The 15110-nt window shown below is 70.3% G+C and carries 18 protein-coding genes; 5 read left to right on the top strand and 13 right to left on the bottom strand.

The annotated features are described in order from the left end of the window. Positions 1-219: 219 nt before the first annotated feature. Both ACZ4EG_RS28690 and ACZ4EG_RS28695 read right to left on the bottom strand, forming a co-directional pair. Positions 220-492, bottom strand: coding sequence for a type II toxin-antitoxin system Phd/YefM family antitoxin (locus ACZ4EG_RS28690; protein ID WP_467792636.1), 273 nt, complete (start codon positions 490-492; stop codon positions 220-222). 71 nt (positions 493-563) lie between these two features. Next, the gene (locus ACZ4EG_RS28695) at positions 564-2144 is read right to left on the bottom strand and encodes an acyl-CoA mutase large subunit family protein (protein ID WP_453550974.1); all 1581 of its coding nucleotides are present in this window, start codon (positions 2142-2144) and stop codon (positions 564-566) included. A gap of 82 nt (positions 2145-2226) precedes the next feature. On the opposite strand from ACZ4EG_RS28695, the gene ACZ4EG_RS28700 reads away from it, so the two are divergent. Continuing rightward, positions 2227-3060 carry a L,D-transpeptidase family protein gene (locus ACZ4EG_RS28700; RefSeq protein WP_453550977.1) on the top strand — a complete coding sequence of 278 codons (834 nt, stop codon included), beginning with the start codon at positions 2227-2229 and terminating at the stop codon, positions 3058-3060. Positions 3061-3302: 242 nt separating this feature from the next. Here the strand turns inward: ACZ4EG_RS28700 and ACZ4EG_RS28705 are convergent, their stop codons facing one another. From ACZ4EG_RS28705 to ACZ4EG_RS28720, 4 genes are all read right to left on the bottom strand, one after another. Next, entirely contained in the window at positions 3303-4382 is a 1080-nt protein-coding gene (locus ACZ4EG_RS28705) for a hypothetical protein (RefSeq protein ID WP_467792637.1), read from the bottom strand. Then, positions 4382-5044 (bottom strand): RNA polymerase sigma factor, encoded by a 663-nt coding sequence (locus ACZ4EG_RS28710; protein WP_363293815.1) that lies wholly within the window; start codon positions 5042-5044, stop codon positions 4382-4384. Before ACZ4EG_RS28710 ends, ACZ4EG_RS28705 begins: the two co-directional genes overlap by 1 nt. 350 nt (positions 5045-5394) lie before the next feature. Continuing rightward, complete coding sequence (locus tag ACZ4EG_RS28715) at positions 5395-6123, bottom strand: hypothetical protein (protein ID WP_467792638.1); 729 nt, start codon at positions 6121-6123, stop codon at positions 5395-5397. 42 nt (positions 6124-6165) lie between these two features. After that, entirely contained in the window at positions 6166-6795 is a 630-nt protein-coding gene (locus tag ACZ4EG_RS28720; RefSeq protein ID WP_467792639.1) for an RNA polymerase sigma factor, read from the bottom strand. A gap of 219 nt (positions 6796-7014) precedes the next feature. On the opposite strand from ACZ4EG_RS28720, the gene ACZ4EG_RS28725 reads away from it, so the two are divergent. After that, complete coding sequence (locus tag ACZ4EG_RS28725; RefSeq protein WP_467792640.1) at positions 7015-7605, top strand: hypothetical protein; 591 nt, start codon at positions 7015-7017, stop codon at positions 7603-7605. Here ACZ4EG_RS28725 and ACZ4EG_RS28730 read toward each other — a convergent pair. Then, the gene (locus tag ACZ4EG_RS28730) at positions 7498-7824 is read right to left on the bottom strand and encodes a DUF7848 domain-containing protein (RefSeq protein WP_467792641.1); all 327 of its coding nucleotides are present in this window, start codon (positions 7822-7824) and stop codon (positions 7498-7500) included. The genes ACZ4EG_RS28725 and ACZ4EG_RS28730 overlap by 108 nt on opposite strands. Then, positions 7821-8078: a hypothetical protein gene (locus ACZ4EG_RS28735; RefSeq protein ID WP_467792642.1), complete on the bottom strand. Its 258-nt coding sequence runs from the start codon at positions 8076-8078 to the stop codon at positions 7821-7823. The genes ACZ4EG_RS28730 and ACZ4EG_RS28735 overlap by 4 nt, the downstream gene beginning before the upstream one ends. 191 nt (positions 8079-8269) lie before the next feature. Between ACZ4EG_RS28735 and ACZ4EG_RS28740 the strand changes: the two genes are divergently transcribed. Both ACZ4EG_RS28740 and ACZ4EG_RS28745 read left to right on the top strand, forming a co-directional pair. Beyond that, a complete protein-coding gene (locus ACZ4EG_RS28740; protein WP_467792643.1) occupies positions 8270-9112 on the top strand; it encodes a helix-turn-helix domain-containing protein in 843 nt (280 codons plus the stop codon). Continuing rightward, positions 9094-9309, top strand: a complete 216-nt coding sequence (locus tag ACZ4EG_RS28745) for a DUF397 domain-containing protein (RefSeq protein ID WP_467792644.1) — start codon at positions 9094-9096, stop codon at positions 9307-9309. The genes ACZ4EG_RS28740 and ACZ4EG_RS28745 overlap by 19 nt, the downstream gene beginning before the upstream one ends. A gap of 23 nt (positions 9310-9332) precedes the next feature. On the opposite strand, the gene ACZ4EG_RS28750 is transcribed toward ACZ4EG_RS28745, so the two are convergent. From ACZ4EG_RS28750 to ACZ4EG_RS28765, 4 genes are all read right to left on the bottom strand, one after another. Next, a complete protein-coding gene (locus ACZ4EG_RS28750) occupies positions 9333-10040 on the bottom strand; it encodes a hypothetical protein (protein ID WP_467792645.1) in 708 nt (235 codons plus the stop codon). Between the two features lie 67 nt (positions 10041-10107). Then, entirely contained in the window at positions 10108-11058 is a 951-nt protein-coding gene (locus tag ACZ4EG_RS28755) for a L,D-transpeptidase family protein (RefSeq protein WP_467792646.1), read from the bottom strand. A gap of 165 nt (positions 11059-11223) precedes the next feature. Then, a complete protein-coding gene (locus ACZ4EG_RS28760; protein ID WP_467792647.1) occupies positions 11224-11652 on the bottom strand; it encodes a hypothetical protein in 429 nt (142 codons plus the stop codon). A gap of 169 nt (positions 11653-11821) precedes the next feature. Next, complete coding sequence (locus ACZ4EG_RS28765; protein ID WP_467792648.1) at positions 11822-12751, bottom strand: hypothetical protein; 930 nt, start codon at positions 12749-12751, stop codon at positions 11822-11824. Positions 12752-12924: 173 nt separating this feature from the next. Between ACZ4EG_RS28765 and ACZ4EG_RS28770 the strand changes: the two genes are divergently transcribed. Further along, on the top strand, positions 12925-13815 hold the full coding sequence (locus ACZ4EG_RS28770; RefSeq protein WP_467792649.1) for a hypothetical protein: 891 nt from the start codon (positions 12925-12927) through the stop codon (positions 13813-13815). A gap of 787 nt (positions 13816-14602) precedes the next feature. Here ACZ4EG_RS28770 and ACZ4EG_RS28775 read toward each other — a convergent pair. After that, complete coding sequence (locus ACZ4EG_RS28775) at positions 14603-14986, bottom strand: hypothetical protein (protein WP_467792650.1); 384 nt, start codon at positions 14984-14986, stop codon at positions 14603-14605. Positions 14987-15110 lie beyond the last annotated feature (124 nt).

Here is a 15110-nt window from a genome sequence, read left to right on the forward strand (position 1 = left end):
AGCTTCACTGCACCCGAGGAACAGCGCCCTGGCAACACGCGCCAGGCTCCGACAGACATCCGGTAGTAGCCGGAACCGCCCAACGCACGCGCCTCCTCCGGCCTGGGCGAGTCCGCCAATTCCGGACCGCCGCGGCACAGGCCTTGGCTCCTACCGGGTCGGCCTGGCGGAGCCGACGGAACTCCCCCATGGCCTGGTGCCCCCACACGACGGCGTGGCTCACCGCTCGGCCTGCCGGTCCTCGGCCTCCAACTGGGCCATGAACTCGTCATGTGCCATGGCCGGTCCGGTGGGAGCCGCCTCACGGGCGCGCGCCTCGGCGAGGTCGGCCTGATCACGAAGGCGCTCCAGTTCTTCCAGTTCCTCCATCGGGACCAGAGCCGCCGCAGGCTTGTCGTACTCACTGATCAAGATGTGCTCGCCCCCGTGCCGCACGCGGCCGACGAGCTGTCCTGGCTGGTTGCGTGCTTCCACGAGCGGATACGTCTCCATGCGAGAACTGTGCACACCTGCGGCAGTGTACGGTTCCCCAAAGGGACAAGACCCACGTCGACCCCCGCCTCTCAGAAGGCGTCCGACGGGACGTAGGTGCCCCACACCTCCCGCAACGCGTTGCACACCTCGCCCACCGTCGCCCGCGCCCTCAGCGCCGCCCTCATCGGGTACAGGACGTTGTCCTCGCCCTCGGCCGTCTTCTTCAGGGCCACCAGTGCCGCGTCCACCGCTGCCTGGTCCCGCTCGGCGCGCAGCCTCGTCAGCCGCTCCGCCTGCTGGGCCTCGATCGCGGGGTCCACGCGGAGGGGTTCGTAGGGCTCCTCCTCGTGCAGCTGGAAGCGGTTGACGCCGACCACGACCCGTTCGCCCGCGTCCGTCTCCTGGGCGATGCGGTACGCGTTGCGCTCGATCTCCTCCTTCTGGAAGCCGCGCTCGATCGCCGCGACCGCGCCGCCGAGGTCCTCGACCCTGCGCATCAGGTCCAGCGCCGCCGCCTCCACGTCGTCCGTCATCCGCTCGACGGCGTACGAACCGGCGAACGGGTCCACCGTCGCCGTCACATCCGTCTCGTGGGCCAGGACCTGCTGGGTGCGCAGGGCGAGTCGCGCGCTCTTGTCCGTGGGCAGCGCGATCGCCTCGTCGAAGGAGTTGGTGTGCAGGGACTGGGTGCCGCCGAGCACCGCGGCCAGGGCCTGGACCGCCACCCGCACCAGGTTCACCTCGGGCTGCTGGGCCGTGAGCTGGACGCCCGCCGTCTGGGTGTGGAAGCGCAGCATCCAGGACTTCGGATCCTGCGCGCCGAACTCCTCCCGCATCACCCGCGCCCAGATCCTGCGGGCCGCGCGGAACTTGGCGACCTCCTCCAGGATCGTGGTCCGGGCGACGAAGAAGAACGACAGCCGGGGCGCGAAGTCGTCGACGTCCATGCCCGCCGATACCGCCGTACGGACGTATTCGATGCCGTCGGCGAGCGTGAAGGCGATCTCCTGCGCGGGGGACGCGCCCGCCTCCGCCATGTGGTAGCCGGAGATCGAGATCGTGTTCCACTTCGGGATCTCGGCCCGGCAGTACTTGAAGATGTCCGCGATCAGCCGCAGGGACGGCTTGGGCGGGAAGATGTACGTCCCGCGGGCGATGTACTCCTTCAGGACGTCATTCTGGATCGTGCCCGTGAGCCGGTCCGCCGGCACGCCCTGCTCCTCCGCCACCAGCTGGTACAGGAGCAGCAGCAGCGCGGCCGGGGCGTTGATCGTCATCGACGTCGACACCTTGTCCAGCGGGATTCCGCCGAACAGCACCCGCATGTCGTCGATGGAGTCGATGGCCACACCGACCTTGCCGACCTCGCCATGGGCGAGCGGCGCGTCCGAGTCGTGGCCCATCTGGGTGGGCAGGTCGAAGGCGACGGACAGACCGGTCGTGCCGTGCGCGATCAGCTGCTTGTAGCGGGCGTTGGACTCGGTCGCCGTGCCGAAGCCGGCGTACTGCCGCATGGTCCAGGGGCGGCCCGTGTACATCGTGGGGTACACGCCGCGGGTGAAGGGGTACGCACCCGGCTCACCCAGGGTCTCGGCGGGGTCCCGGCCCGCGAGATCCCGCGGACCGTAGACGGGTTCGATGGGCAGTCCGGACTCCGACTCACGCGCCATGGTTCGTGCCTCCGCATTACGTTCGTCACTCCTTACGATGCCCCGTAGTTCGCCGGCGGTCACGCTGGGAAGCATTTCCGGCATGGGGAGCCTCGGAAGAACAACCGCCGCACTCACCTCGGCCGCCGCACTCGCCGCGCTGTGCGGCTGCACGGTGCAGGTCCCGGACGCGGACGGCAAGCACCGCTCGCCGGTGCACGTCCAACTGCCGGCCGATCCCACCCCCCGCTCCAGTCCCAGCCCCACCGCGACCCCGGCCGGGAACCGGCCCGCCCCGCAGCCCCCCCGTGTGCTGTGGTCCCGCGGCGACACCGGCACGGCCGTGCGTGAACTGCAGGCCCGCCTGCGCCAGGTGGCCTGGCTCTTCGACGGGCCGACGGGGACGTACGACGATCTGACGGAGAAGGCGGTCAGCGGCTTCCAGGGCAAGCGTGGGCTGCCCCGGACCGGGAAGACCGACATCGTCACCTGGCAGCGGCTGCTGCGGATGACGCACGAGCCGGGCACCTGGGAGCTGTATCTGATGGGCGGTCAGCCGGCCGCCGCGCCCGATCCGCGCTGTCTGACCGGACGGGTGCTGTGCGTCAGCAAGACGACCCGGACATTGCGCTGGATGGTGGACGGCCGAACGGTGTCGACCATGTCGGTGCGCTTCGGCGCGCAGTACACCCCGACCCGGGAGGGCGTGTTCAGCATCTACTGGAAGTCACGCCACCATGTGTCGACGCTCTATCACTCCCCCATGCCGTACGCGATGTTCTTCAGCGGCGGCCAGGCGGTGCACTTCTCGTACGACTTCGCGGCGCGCGGTTACGCGGGCGGCTCGCACGGCTGTGTAAATGTGCGGGACGAGGCGGCGATCGCGAAGCTCTTCGCGCAGGTGCGGACCGGCGACAAGGTCGTCGTCTACTGGTGAGACCAGGAAGACTTTGAAACCGGGGAGATTTGGGGCGCGGGCGGGACCGGGGGAACGTGTCCCGCCCGCGCCGGGTGCACGAGCCGTAGGTACGGGGGGAACCCCGGCTCAGTGCGACGGCCGATGACCAGTCGGCTCACTCATTACTGCGTGCGAGCCGCTGAAAACGTCACACCCCGCGCGAAAAAACTTCTGCGAGTTATAAAAACGCAGATCAGAGGCGTAGAGAGAGGTCAGAGAGGTCAGAGCGCGCTGTACGTCGGGCTCGGCGACGGGAGGGGTGTCCGGTCGGGACCGGTGGGCCGCTGCGGGCCGAAGGCCGTCGGTGCGGGCAGGCCGACCCCGCCGTCCTGGTGGTGGTCGTTGCCGCCGCGGCGATGGCGGCCGTGCCCGTCCCGGTCGTGGCCGTCCCGGTCGCCCTGGTCGCCGTGGCCGTCGCCGTCGTCGCCCTTGCCGTCGGCGTTCTCGCCGGGGGCGTCGGCGGCGGCCTCCAGGACGGCCTTGCAGTACTTCCACACCCGCGCGGAGCCGCCCGCCGCCCCTTCCAGGGCACGCCTGCGGTCCGAGCCCAGGGTCTTGCCGTCCCGGATGTCGCGGCAGGCCTCGGCCACGTTGCGCCACCAGGTGCCGGTCCCGTCGGCGGTGCCGGGGGTGCCGTGCTTGTCCGTGCCCTTGCCGTCCTTGCCGTTCTCGCCGTCCTTGCCCGCCGTGCCGCGCGAGGAGCCGCCGCTCGGCCGGCCGCCTGCCGTGCCGCCGGGCGTGGGCGCACCGGACGTACCGCCCTGCACGCTGTCCCGCGAGGGCGAGCCGGCCGGGCGGTCGGGGGTCGCGGCGGCCGAGACCGAGGCCCCGGGCCCGGACTTCTCGTTGCCGAAGGGCGTCGGCAGGGCTCCGGTTCCGGCGGCCACGGCGACCCCGCCGACCATGCCCGCGGCCAGCGCGGCGGCGAGCCCCAGGCGTGCGGGGCGGGCCCAGCGCGGGCGGGAGCTCGGCCGTCGGGCGGCGCGGGACGGACCGCCGATGCGGACCAGGCCGACGTCGGAGGAGCGGCCGGTGCGGCGCGTGGCGGACTCGGTGCCGTGACCGACGGCGAACTCCTCGGCGGCCGTGGCCTCGCGCGCCTTGCGGAAGGCGGCCAACGCGGCTTCCTCGCCGGGGAGTTCGGCACCGGGCGGGGTGGCGTCGGGGGAGAGTGCGCCGAGGGCCTTGGCGAGTCGCTCGGCCTGCTCGCGGGCGGCGGCGTCGACGGCTTCCAGCGACTCACCGCGCAGCAGATGTTCCGCCGTTTCCCGGTCCAGCCACTTGTACTGCTCGTCGGCCATCACATGTCCTTCTGCGTCCGCGCTCGCGTATGCGTCACAGTGGCGGACGTCACCGGGCGGCGGCGCGGTTCTCGCTGGGCGGGCAGTGCGTCGAGCACTCCGGCCGATTCCGGATCCTCCCCGAGCAGTTCCGCGAGCCGCTTCAACCCGCGGTGCGCGGCCGTGCGTACGGCGCCCGCGCGCTTGCCGAGCGTCTCGGCCGCGGTCTTGGCGTCGAGGCCCACGACCACCCGCAGGACGACCGCTTCGGCTTGGTCCTGCGGGAGCCGCGCGATGAGGGAGAGGGTGCTGCCGGTGGCCAGGGCCTCGATGGCCTCGCCCGCGGTGTCGGACTCGGCTGCCCGGCCGGTCAGTTCGGTCTCGTCGCCGCCGATCGCGGGGCGGCGGCCGCGCATCCGTATGTGGTCCAGCGCGCGGTTGCGGGCGATACGGGCCGCCCAGCCGCGGAACCGGTCCGCGTCCCCGCTGAACCTCTCCAGGTCACGGGCTATCTGCAGCCAGGCCTCGGACGTCACGTCCTCGGCGTCCGGATCGCCGACCAGCGTCCGTACGTAACCGAGCAGCCGCGGATGCACTGCGCGGTACACAGTCCGGAAAGCGGTCTCGTCCCCGTCCTGTGCCGCACGCACCGCGGCGGTCAGCTCCGCGTCGTCCCCCAGCACCCGTGGTTCCTCAGTAGATGGTCGCGTCTTCAGTAGATGGTCGCGGCTTCGAGTCCGCCGATCGATGCACTGGTCATGCATCTGCGCTCGACGCGAAAGGCACGTTACGACCTGAAACCGCTCCTCGTCCATGTCCGTACAAGATGCAACTAACTCGTGACGCACCGAGGTGTGACAGAAAACGCACTCATGGCGCTGTAGGGAGTACGGGTCGCCGCGCGGCCCGTGCCGCGCGACGGCCGGGGCCTCTCCTGTGGGGGGTGGCGGCTCCGGCCGTTGCCTCGGCAGCACAAATCCGGCCACCCACGGTCAAATCCGGGGTGAGCCGAATCACTTCTTCCGGGCGGGAATCACTTCTTCTTGGTGGAGTTCGGGTTCGGACTGCCCTTCACGACATCGCCCGACTCGTCACCCTTGTTCCCCTTGCCCGGATTGCCGGACTGGTTCGCCGTCTTGTCGTCCGCCCGCGCCAACTGCCGGGCGCAGTACGCCGCGACGTTCCGCTCGCCGCCCGCGGCCCGCACCAGCCGCTGCCAGGCCGTCGGACCCAGCGCCTTGCCACGGCCCTTGACCTGCTCATAGGCACGGCAGTGGGCAAGGGTGTCCTTGGCCGTGTCCGGGCGGCCGTGGGCCCCGGGGCCGGACGGCGAGGGCGACGTGCGGGACGGCCGGACGGCCGGCCCGTCGGTGGTGCCGGACGCCGGTGCCGGACGGTGCCCCTCGTCGTTCCCGCCGTGGGAGGTGACCGTGCCGATGGCCGCGACCGCGACGCCGCCCAGGGTGAGGCTCGCCAGCGCCATCGCCACCGTGGTCCTCACCGAGCGCCGTCCGCGCCCGCGCTCACGGGGCCGCCAGTCGTCCCGGCGCCGGGTCCCCGGCCGATGCGCCCCAACATCACGGGCGGCCCGGAACGCGGCCGCGGCACGCTGCTCGGCCTCGGGGTCGACGGCACCCGCCCGCAGCGCGGCACCGAGGAGCACCTCCAGGTTCTCGGGCTCGAACGTCCCACGGGGGTCGGCGCCGTCCGGGTGCACGCGCCGACGGCCGGAGAGACCGCCGCCGCTTCGCCGTTCACCCATGTCCGCATCCATCCCTGTCCGGCGGTGCGTCGCCGCTTTTGTTCATGTCGACTCCCCCAGCGTGCGAGAGCCGTCTTCCGTCACACCTTCCGCCTCGTCCCCGGCGCCGAGCCGCCGGGCCAGCCGCTTCAGCCCCCGGTACGCGGCGGTGCGCACGGCGCCGGGGCGCTTGCCCAGGACCCGTGCCGCCGCGGGGCCGTCGAGGCCGACGACCACCCGCAGCAGGACGGCCTCGGCCTGGTCGCGCGGCAATTCGCGCAGCAGGCTCAACGCGTCCTCGGTCGAGATGGCCTCCAGCGCCTGCTCATGGGTGCTGTGCCGGCCGGGCAGCTCCAGTACGTCCTGTTCCAGCACTGTCGCCCGGGGCCGTACCCGCCGGCGGCGCAGATGGTCCAGCGCCCGGTGCCGGGCGATCGCCGCGCTCCAGCCGCGGAAGCCGGCCCCGTCGCCCTTGAACCTGCCCAGGTCCCGGGCGATCTCCAGCCAGGCGTCCGAGGCCACGTCCTCGGCGTCGTCGCCGACCAGGCCGCGCAGATAGCCGAGCAGACCGGGCTGCACCAGCCGGTACACGACCGCGAAGGCTGCCTCGTCGCCCTCCTGGGCCCGCGCGACGGCCGCGCCCAGCTCCCCGTCGTACACCTGACCGCGACGGGGTTCCCCTCCCTGGCCCAAGAACCGTCCTCGTCCGTACCGAGCTCGCGCTCGTGTTCGCGCCAGCAGCGAATCCGTGCCGTGGGGACACGACAGGCATGCCCCACGTCCCACGTTTCTCAGCGCAGATGCTCACAGATCTGTCACAGCTCCGGCCGTCCCGCCGGCCCCGGCCGATGTCAGTGGTGTCTCCTACGCTGCGGCCCCACTGACCGAAGATCTTGGAGCGGAGGCATCGGCATGGGCGGCGACTGCTGGCTGAACACGGGCCCGTATCAGCGTGACCTGGCGGCGGCGTTCCGCCAGGCCCAGGACGCGGAACTGGCGCGGGACGACCACGGATTCCCCGGCCGGACCATCGAGGAGCTGTGGCGGGACCCGGCCTGGCACGAGTACATCTTCACCGGTGGCACGTACTCGGTCCTGGACTTCCCCCTGCTCATAGACCCCGAGGACCCCGAGGACGGCCCCTTCATGCGCCCGCTGACGGATGCGGAGATCCGGGCCTGGTCCCCCGACGGCCGCCCCACCCACGCCGACTGGCTGGACGCCCTGAACTCCGAACGGCTCGACTTTCCCGGCCGCGCGCAGGGCAGATGCACGGTGCTGTACGCCGACGGACAGCCGACGCAGATCGGTTATTGGGGAGTTACGGCGGACGAGGCGGGCTTCCACAGTCAGCATCACGGCACTGACAACACGTTGCCGTGTTTGCGCCGGCCATCACAGGTAGAGCTGTCGCTTGCAGTCCCGGCAGTGCGTGCTGCCCTCGCGCTTCTCGATCTGCCGGTGCTCGCATGCCCCGGTCCTGGACGGCCCGTCCTGCCGTAGCACCGCGTAGTCGCCGAAGTTGCGCCGGTAGCGCAGGTGCCGGGTCTCCTGTGTGTGCTTGCGCTGCCATTCCTCGACGGGCCCGGGGTGACCGTGCGTGCCGGACCTCGCGCCGCAGTCCGTTTCGTCGCCTGAGACGCACAGAGCCTCGTATTCGGGCTCTGCCGTCGGGTCCTGTTGGATGGTGAACGGTACGTACCGGAACACCCGCCGGCTCACCGCGCCGTGCCCCTCTCGATCCCCTTCTCGATCGCGGCCGCCAACTCCCAAACGAGAGGCGGGGAACAGCGACCCAGCTCGATGAGCGGGCGGGGGCTCGCGTCGGCGTAGGTGTTCGTGTCGAGTCTCAGGGAGGGCAGGCGCAGGCCCGCGCGGTCGAGGGCGGAGGCAAGCGCGTCGCGCGCGTCCTCGGCTTCCCTGATCGTGTCGGCCGCCGCCATCGCCGTCCGGTGCCGCGTGTGCCGCGTGCTCATGCGCTCCGCCTCCGTCTCTGTCCGCCGAATCCCTGCTCGCACGGCGAAGGTTGGACTACTCTGCGTGTTCTGGGCGTTACGAGAATGGCCCCCAGAGCCGAGCGCGGACGCCGTGGGCGAGCCGTCATGCTCCGCCAGGCGGCGCAAATTCCATACCTTCCATGCCTTCCACGCCTTCACGGAGGAGCACGATGCCGCCGAGACGGGTGATCACGGGACGCAGCCAGGAGCCCCGTCGAAGGTTCGCGGAGGAGCTGCGGTTACTGCGCACCGAGCGGGGTCTGAGCCTGCGGGAGCTCGCGAAGGCGGTGGGGTGGGACCCGTCCCAGTTCGGCAAGATGGAGAGCGGGCAGACACTGGGCGGCCCGGAGGTCGTACAGGCGCTGGACACCTACTACGGGACGCCGGGGCTGTTGTTGGCGCTGTGGGAGCTGGCGGTCAGCGATCCGACGCAGTTCCGCGAGCAGTACCGGCGGTACATGATGCTGGAGGCCGAGGCGGTGAGCCTGTGGCACTACGCCGTGAGCGCCCCGCCGGGTCTGCTCCAGACGGCCGGGTACGCGCGTGAGGCGCTCGCGGCGGGCGGCCTCCGGGGTGAGGAGCGGGACCAGCAGGTCGAGGCGCGCCTGGGCCGACGCCAGCTGCTGGAGGGGGTCGATCCGCCGCCGTTCCGCGTCATCCTCTCCGAGGCCGTCCTGCGCACGCGGCTGCGCGATCCGCAGGAGTGGCAGGGGCAGCTGGCGTACCTGGCGGAGGCGGCGGAGCGCCCGAACATCACGCTCCACGTGCTGCCGTTCAGCGCGGGCCCCCATGGCCTGATGAACACCGCCAGGATGTTCCTCCGGCTGCCGGACGGCCGTACCGTGGCCTACAGCGAGAATGACGAGCGCGGTGAACTGATCGAGGAAAACGGCAGAGTTGAGCGCTTGCAGCGCATCTACGATGCGGTGCGTGACCTGGCTCTGTCGCCGGCCAAGTCGCGCGAGTTCATCATCCGGATGTGGGAGGAAGTCCCGTGCGAGCCATCGACCTGAGCAGTGCGAAGTGGCGCAGGAGCAGCTACAGCAACACGACGGGCGGCGAGTGCGTCGAGGTCGCCGCCCTCCAGGCCCAAGTGGCCGTACGAGACTCGAAGATCCCCGATGGGAACACGCTCACCGTCTCGACCGGCGCGTTCGTCGCGTTCGTCGAGGGTGTGACGAGGAGCCGGCGCGGTAGCTCGCCGTCGTAGAAGCCGACGCGCTTCTTCAGAGGTCAGTGCTGGTTCACCGGCCAGATCGCCGCCGGGTCGCAGTGGGCCGGGCAGGCCAGCAGATAGACCTCGTTGCCGAGGAACAGTCCGTAGGTGTCGGCACGGACGCTGTAGGACTGCTCCGGTTGACCGGGGTGAACGGCGAACTCCATGCCCTCCGGCACCTGGCAGACGTACACCAGGTCGGCGCCGCAGGCACACCGGTAGTACTCGGCATACTGTGCCCAGGACGGCTCCCCGCCCACCTTGAACACCTGGGCTCCCCGCCCTTCGCCGGGGGTCTCCGTGAAAGACCGCAGCGTCAGCGGCAGGGCGCGCACGGACGGTTCGGGCTCTGCCGTCGGCAACTCCGCGTGGCGCTGCAGCAGCACGCGCCAGAACGGACGCGGGTAGGGCGGCTGCGGAGCGTCCCAGTACCGGGGCACGAGCCGGCCGTCGGCCAGCTGAGGGTCGGATGCGTCGTTGTGCGCGCGGCAGTGGAAGACCAGCAGGTGGTATCCCCCGAAGGGCTCCACGTCCGGGGGTATGTCGAGCTGGAAGAACAGCGCCATCCGGTCGCCGCAGAAACACTCCGGCCACTCCTGGGCGTCGTCGAGGAACGGCCAGCCGCCCACCGAGTTCCGCACCGGCCGGTCCAGCGGCTCGGTCCCGACCTCGATCGCGTGGGCGGCCGGTACCGCGCGCATGTCCGTCACACCGGGTTCGATCATCCGCTCACCCTAAGGTGCTGCCGCCCCTGGCATGCCGCGCATGCACTGCTCATGTGCCGCGCCCTGGTCAGCCGATCGCGATGCGCGGGTGGGTGCCGGGCCGGATCCAGGCCATGATCTGGTTCATCGTGGCGCGCGGCACGGACACGCAACCGGCGGTCGCGCCGTTCCCGTTCACATGCAGGAAGATGCCGGCACCGCGACCGGGCGTGGCGGGCCACCGGTTGAAGTTGATGACGAGCGCCTTGGCGTACTGGGTCGGGTAGTTGATCAGATGCTCACTGCCCCGGTCACCGGCCTCGGTGAGCGGGAAGTCGGCGCCCGCCGCACTGTGCATCGAGTTGTAGAACTTGGACTGGGGGTCCTCCACCCACCAGTCGGAGCTGTTGACGACGTGGTACGGCATGCTCGTCCCGCCCGCTTCGACACCGAACCCCTCGGTGATGGTGTAGGTCCCGGAGGGCGTGGTGTACGTCCCCTGCCGCCGTGTCGCCCCGTTCGTGACGCCGTTGGAGCCGACCCGGCCGGAACCGGTGCTGAACTGTGCCTTCCAGCCCGAGGCCCCCTTGGCCCAGGCGGTGACGGTGGCGTACGAGCCGCTCGCCTTCACGGTGATGAGCTGGGTGGCGTCACCCGGGGAGGCGGGAACGGGGAAGTTCGGGGTTGCGTAGGCGGCGGGCGGGGCGGTGGTGGCCCGCGGGGTGCCGTCCGTACCCGGGGCCGCACTCGGCGAGGCGGAGGCGTCGCCCTTGGCCTTGGCCCCGGCCTTGCCCTTCGCCGAGGCGGACGCGGACGTCGACGGCGAGGGCGAGGGCGATGCGGACGAGGATGACGCTGACGATGAGGTAAGGGAGGCACTCGGCGCTTCTGTCCCGCCCGTCGCCCCGACCGCGACACTGCCGGACCCTCCCCCGTCCCCGCCTGGGCCTCCACAGGCCGACGCCATCAGCAGGACACCGGCGACGGCCGGCGCGGCGACGAAGCACGTACGGGCACGGGAACGCGAAGAGGGCAGCACGAAGAGACCCTTCGATGGGCAGCGGGAAGCAGAGGCACGGCCGAGAAACGGCGGCCGACCGGAACGAGAGCCGGTTATACAGCAGCGGCAAGCGCCAGGACGACTGAGGCGACAAACCGGACTCTGCGGGCAAACCACCCGTCCGGCCGCTGGAGTGCGGGCCGGTCAGCCGGCTTCGCGGCGCGCCCGCCCGTGCAGGGTCAGCCAGAAGGTCTGCAACGAGTCCTCCGGACCGCCCACCTCGAAACGGTTGAGCACCCTGCCCAGCGGGTTCCACACCCGCCCGTCCGGCATGCGCACGCCCGCCGGCTGCCCGAAGTAGGCGCGCTGCCCCGCGTCGAAGTCCACCCACACCGCCCCCGCGCGGCGCACGAGCACCTCACCGACGTACGCCCCCAGCCCGAACAGCGCCTCCCGCGCCCGCTCCCGGTCGGCGCCGCCCTTGCGCAGCCCGTCGATCAGGAAGTCCACGACCCGCAGGCTGCGCTCGGAGTAGTCCAGCGGCAGCCGGGTGCGGGCGGTGGCACGGGCGACGAAGGCAGCCGCGCACGCACGCATCTCGCCCGGGCACGGTCGCGTGTCCACTCCACCCATGACAACGTTCCCCCTTCGCTCGGATCAGGGGAGCAGGACCTCGTTCCCCCGTTCACCAAGCGGAATCTGACTGTCCAACATCACAGGCCACAGGAGTGTCAATCGCCACATGGGTACTCACACCAGATGCACAACCTTCTTACCTTGTCGTGCGTCGGCGTCGCACAGGTCACTTCACCCCCGACGGCAGGGCCAAGTCCCCGCTGAACACACCCCGGTTGTCAGCACGAACCTCCTGACTCACCGTGATGTCACCACCCTGGAACGGCACATGAAACGCGAACGCGTACCGATGTGCCGCGACCCGATACCCATGCGCCGCATCCCCCAGATCCCACGTCTCCGTGAAGCTCTTCAGCGTGATCTGGCCGTCCGTCGCCGTGACGCCCGCCTTGCGCAACTGGGCCAGCACAGGCTCCACTTCGCGCACGGCCCGCTTGAGCGCGGGCCGGCCGCGGGCAGCCGACAACCCCCACCCTGACGCGCTCACCCGAAGTCGTACGCCCGCCCCCGTACGACTCACCGTCGCACTCTTCGCGTACGCGGCGAACGCGTCCAGCTCGGCCAAGGGGTCCTCGACGTCATCGGCGATGTCGGGCTCGGAGAGCGCCCCCTTCTTCCACCCCTCGGCACCCTCCTTGACGTAACCCGTGCCGCCGACGACATACACCACCTCGGGCTTGCGCTCCCCCTTGCTGGTGGTGATCGTGCCGGTCTGCTGGAGCGCGACGGGGGCGGTGGTCCGGTGCACGGTCGCGGCGTACGTCGCCCCGGACGGCGCCTGCCCCTGCATGACGGCGGACTCGCTGCCCCGCAGGACGAACGTCCACCCCTTCTCGGCGCCCATGGTCTCCCGGGCCCGGGAGACGAACTGTGCGGCGGTCCTCGGCGGAGGGACGGGCTTGGACGTGGGGTGTGCCGTACGCGTCGAGTCGGGCCGCGCCGCCCCGGGCTTCCCGGAAGCATGCCGCTCTGCCGACGTCCCCTTGCCGTCGTTCGCCGAACATCCGGACGACACTGCCACGGCGACCACGGCCGACACGAGACCGAGGGCGCGGAGCCCGCTCGGACGGAGAGGTCTTCCGGTTCTGGACAGCATGACGTACCCCTTCGAAAGGGATGGGCGGTTCGATGGCGGCCTGGTTATACAACAGCCGTCGAGGCGACCGCGAACGATGGGACGAAGCAAGCCGAAACCGGAGTTTCGTGGTCGCACCGAAGCGCCGGCCTGCACTTCGGCCCACTGTCGGTGGCCCGTGTTTGAATCCGGCCATGGATGTTCAGGAACTGCTGGCGGATGTGGCAGCACTCGTGTGGCCGGACTTCGGCGACCTGAGGTGTGCGGAGCCCGCTCATCCGGCGGGACATGTGTGCCTGCCGATCTCGGACACCGCTGACGTGGACGACCTCGTGGAGACGCTCGATTCCCGGTACGGGGCTCCTCTCACGGAAGGCAGCGGGCCGGCGCGGCTGCCCTGCGCCGAACAGATCGACTGGGGGTTCGTCTGGCCGTTCGGCGGACGGTGGATCGCCTTCGGTCACCTTCGCGAGGACGACGCCCGGCCGATGCTGACCGTCGCCGAACGGACCACCGCGAGCACGGACCAACTGCCGGCGGAGGCATCCTGGCTGGACCGGCTCGTGGCCGTCACGGGGTGGCCATCCGCACGCACGTATCCGGTCGACTGGACGGCGATCGAGTTCCAGCTGGGAACACCCCTGCCGGCCGACTACAAGGCTCTGGTCGAAACCTTCGGCGAGGGCCAGTTCGACGGCTTCCTCGACGTCTGCCTTCCCCCAGTCCTCCACCGGTCCGTCCCGTACGGCGCGCGGCTCGGCCCGCAGTCGCGGGAGCCGCAGTCACGGGAGCCGGATTCGTCCCTCCCGGTGGCGGGCGGCCTGCTGCGCTGGGCGGGCAACGAGCATGAGCAGACGTTCTACTGGATCGCCGACGGCCCCGACCCCGATCGATGGCCCGTCTACGCCACGAATGACGACGGGGAGGCAGACAGCCGCTTCGACTGCACGGCCACGGAGTTCCTGTTCCACTATCTGACCGACCGCCGGCATCCCTTCTCCATCCCGGTCGAGTTCGCAGCCCACTGGTTCCTGAGCTACCTCAACAGCGGCGAGCCCCGCTCCCGCCCCTACGTCAAGGCCTGATCGTCCGGGCTGATCACAGGGCCGTCGCCGTTCGGCGGCCCTCCCTCGCCCGCACAGTACGGAAGTAGCGGCGTGGACAGCGGCGTACGCAGGGCCCCCCTTGCGCTGCATAAAGACGGGCGCGGCCAGAGCCGCGGGCACGGCACAGGCCGGCAGCACCACCGGCCAGGCGAACACCCCCACCAGGAGCGAGGTGGGAACACCGGCGCACACGGCCGCGACCGCGACGACATGAGCCGATGGCAGACGCCCCAGTACACGTTGCGAGAAACGGCACCAAGAACGACGTGCTCATTGTGCGCCAACGACGCAATGATGCCTTCCTCTGCATGACCATCTGCCTGCCGGAAGGCGTCACGCGCCCACTGCGGCCAACTGTCCGGAGCTTCGCCCGCACCGCGCTCTTTCCTCGCAGCCAACAGGACCCTCAGCAAGTCCCATCGTTGCAGGTCAAGAGCACTTTCTGCGTTTCTGATCAGCCCTTGGATAGCCCACCTCGCGAAAGCGCGAGGCTAGGCCCGGCACGCACCCCATGGGTCACGGCGCCAACACCCGCCCGATCCCGCACCCGTCACCCGTCGTCATTCCCAGCGTCACCGCGCCAAAATGCAGGCCCGACGTCGCCACGATTCCGTTCGCGCTATTGCGATATCGGCCGCTTCCTGAAAGCAGAGTTCGATAGACGTGAAGGCCTCTGGAATCCTTCTTTGCCCCGGGCACAACCGGGACGGTGTCGGACGGCCGGGGACCCGGACCGCCGGGCAGGTGTCCTGGTTCAGCTCAGGCGTCACTCGCCGCTGAGCTGTCGGTATTCCTTCATGCCGTGAACGAAACGACACTCCCCAGAATTCTGGTCAACCAAGATCGGCATGTTTCCTCCCACCCTCATGAACCGGCTGAACTCCTTCTCGAATCTGATCTTGACGAAGTCCCAAGGATCCGCCCAGCGCTTGCCGTTGAAGCGGTAGGGGTTGGTCCCCTCGTCATCCGGCGCCGAAATGCTGTCCAGGCCGGTCCACTCGTCCCTGACGTCCTGGCCGTAGGCGGTGTAGCCGTAGTAGCCGCTGTCGCCGTTCAAGTGGTTCGGCTGGGAAAGGCGCTCTCCGCCCAGGCCGAACTGGTAGGTCCTGGCAAGGGTTCCGTCGCCACCGTCTTCGGTGACGGACTTCATCCGGCCGAAAGTGTCGTAGTTGTAGATGGCCGAGGAATCGACCAGAGATTCGAGAAGGAGCTCAGCCGGTGCTTGTTGTAGTGAGCATTTCTTTCTCCATCCACCCTCCGTTGGGTGCAGCGCA

Source organism: Streptomyces sp. NPDC025638 (genome assembly GCF_055558775.1).

Bases quoted from the DNA above. Each gene is read 5' to 3' on its own strand.
- ACZ4EG_RS28690 (WP_467792636.1), bottom strand. From the start codon at position 492: ATGGAGACGTATCCGCTCGTGGAAGCACGCAACCAGCCAGGACAGCTC.
- ACZ4EG_RS28695 (WP_453550974.1), bottom strand. From the start codon at position 2,144: ATGGCGCGTGAGTCGGAGTCCGGACTGCCCATCGAACCCGTCTACGGT.
- ACZ4EG_RS28700 (WP_453550977.1), top strand. From the start codon at position 2,227: ATGGGGAGCCTCGGAAGAACAACCGCCGCACTCACCTCGGCCGCCGCA.
- ACZ4EG_RS28705 (WP_467792637.1), bottom strand. From the start codon at position 4,382: ATGGCCGACGAGCAGTACAAGTGGCTGGACCGGGAAACGGCGGAACAT.
- ACZ4EG_RS28715 (WP_467792638.1), bottom strand. From the start codon at position 6,123: ATGGGTGAACGGCGAAGCGGCGGCGGTCTCTCCGGCCGTCGGCGCGTG.
- ACZ4EG_RS28725 (WP_467792640.1), top strand. From the start codon at position 7,015: ATGGGCGGCGACTGCTGGCTGAACACGGGCCCGTATCAGCGTGACCTG.
- ACZ4EG_RS28735 (WP_467792642.1), bottom strand. From the start codon at position 8,078: ATGAGCACGCGGCACACGCGGCACCGGACGGCGATGGCGGCGGCCGAC.
- ACZ4EG_RS28740 (WP_467792643.1), top strand. From the start codon at position 8,270: ATGCCGCCGAGACGGGTGATCACGGGACGCAGCCAGGAGCCCCGTCGA.
- ACZ4EG_RS28750 (WP_467792645.1), bottom strand. From the start codon at position 10,040: ATGATCGAACCCGGTGTGACGGACATGCGCGCGGTACCGGCCGCCCAC.
- ACZ4EG_RS28760 (WP_467792647.1), bottom strand. From the start codon at position 11,652: ATGGGTGGAGTGGACACGCGACCGTGCCCGGGCGAGATGCGTGCGTGC.
- ACZ4EG_RS28765 (WP_467792648.1), bottom strand. From the start codon at position 12,751: ATGCTGTCCAGAACCGGAAGACCTCTCCGTCCGAGCGGGCTCCGCGCC.
- ACZ4EG_RS28770 (WP_467792649.1), top strand. From the start codon at position 12,925: ATGGATGTTCAGGAACTGCTGGCGGATGTGGCAGCACTCGTGTGGCCG.
- ACZ4EG_RS28775 (WP_467792650.1), bottom strand. From the start codon at position 14,986: ATGAAGTCCGTCACCGAAGACGGTGGCGACGGAACCCTTGCCAGGACC.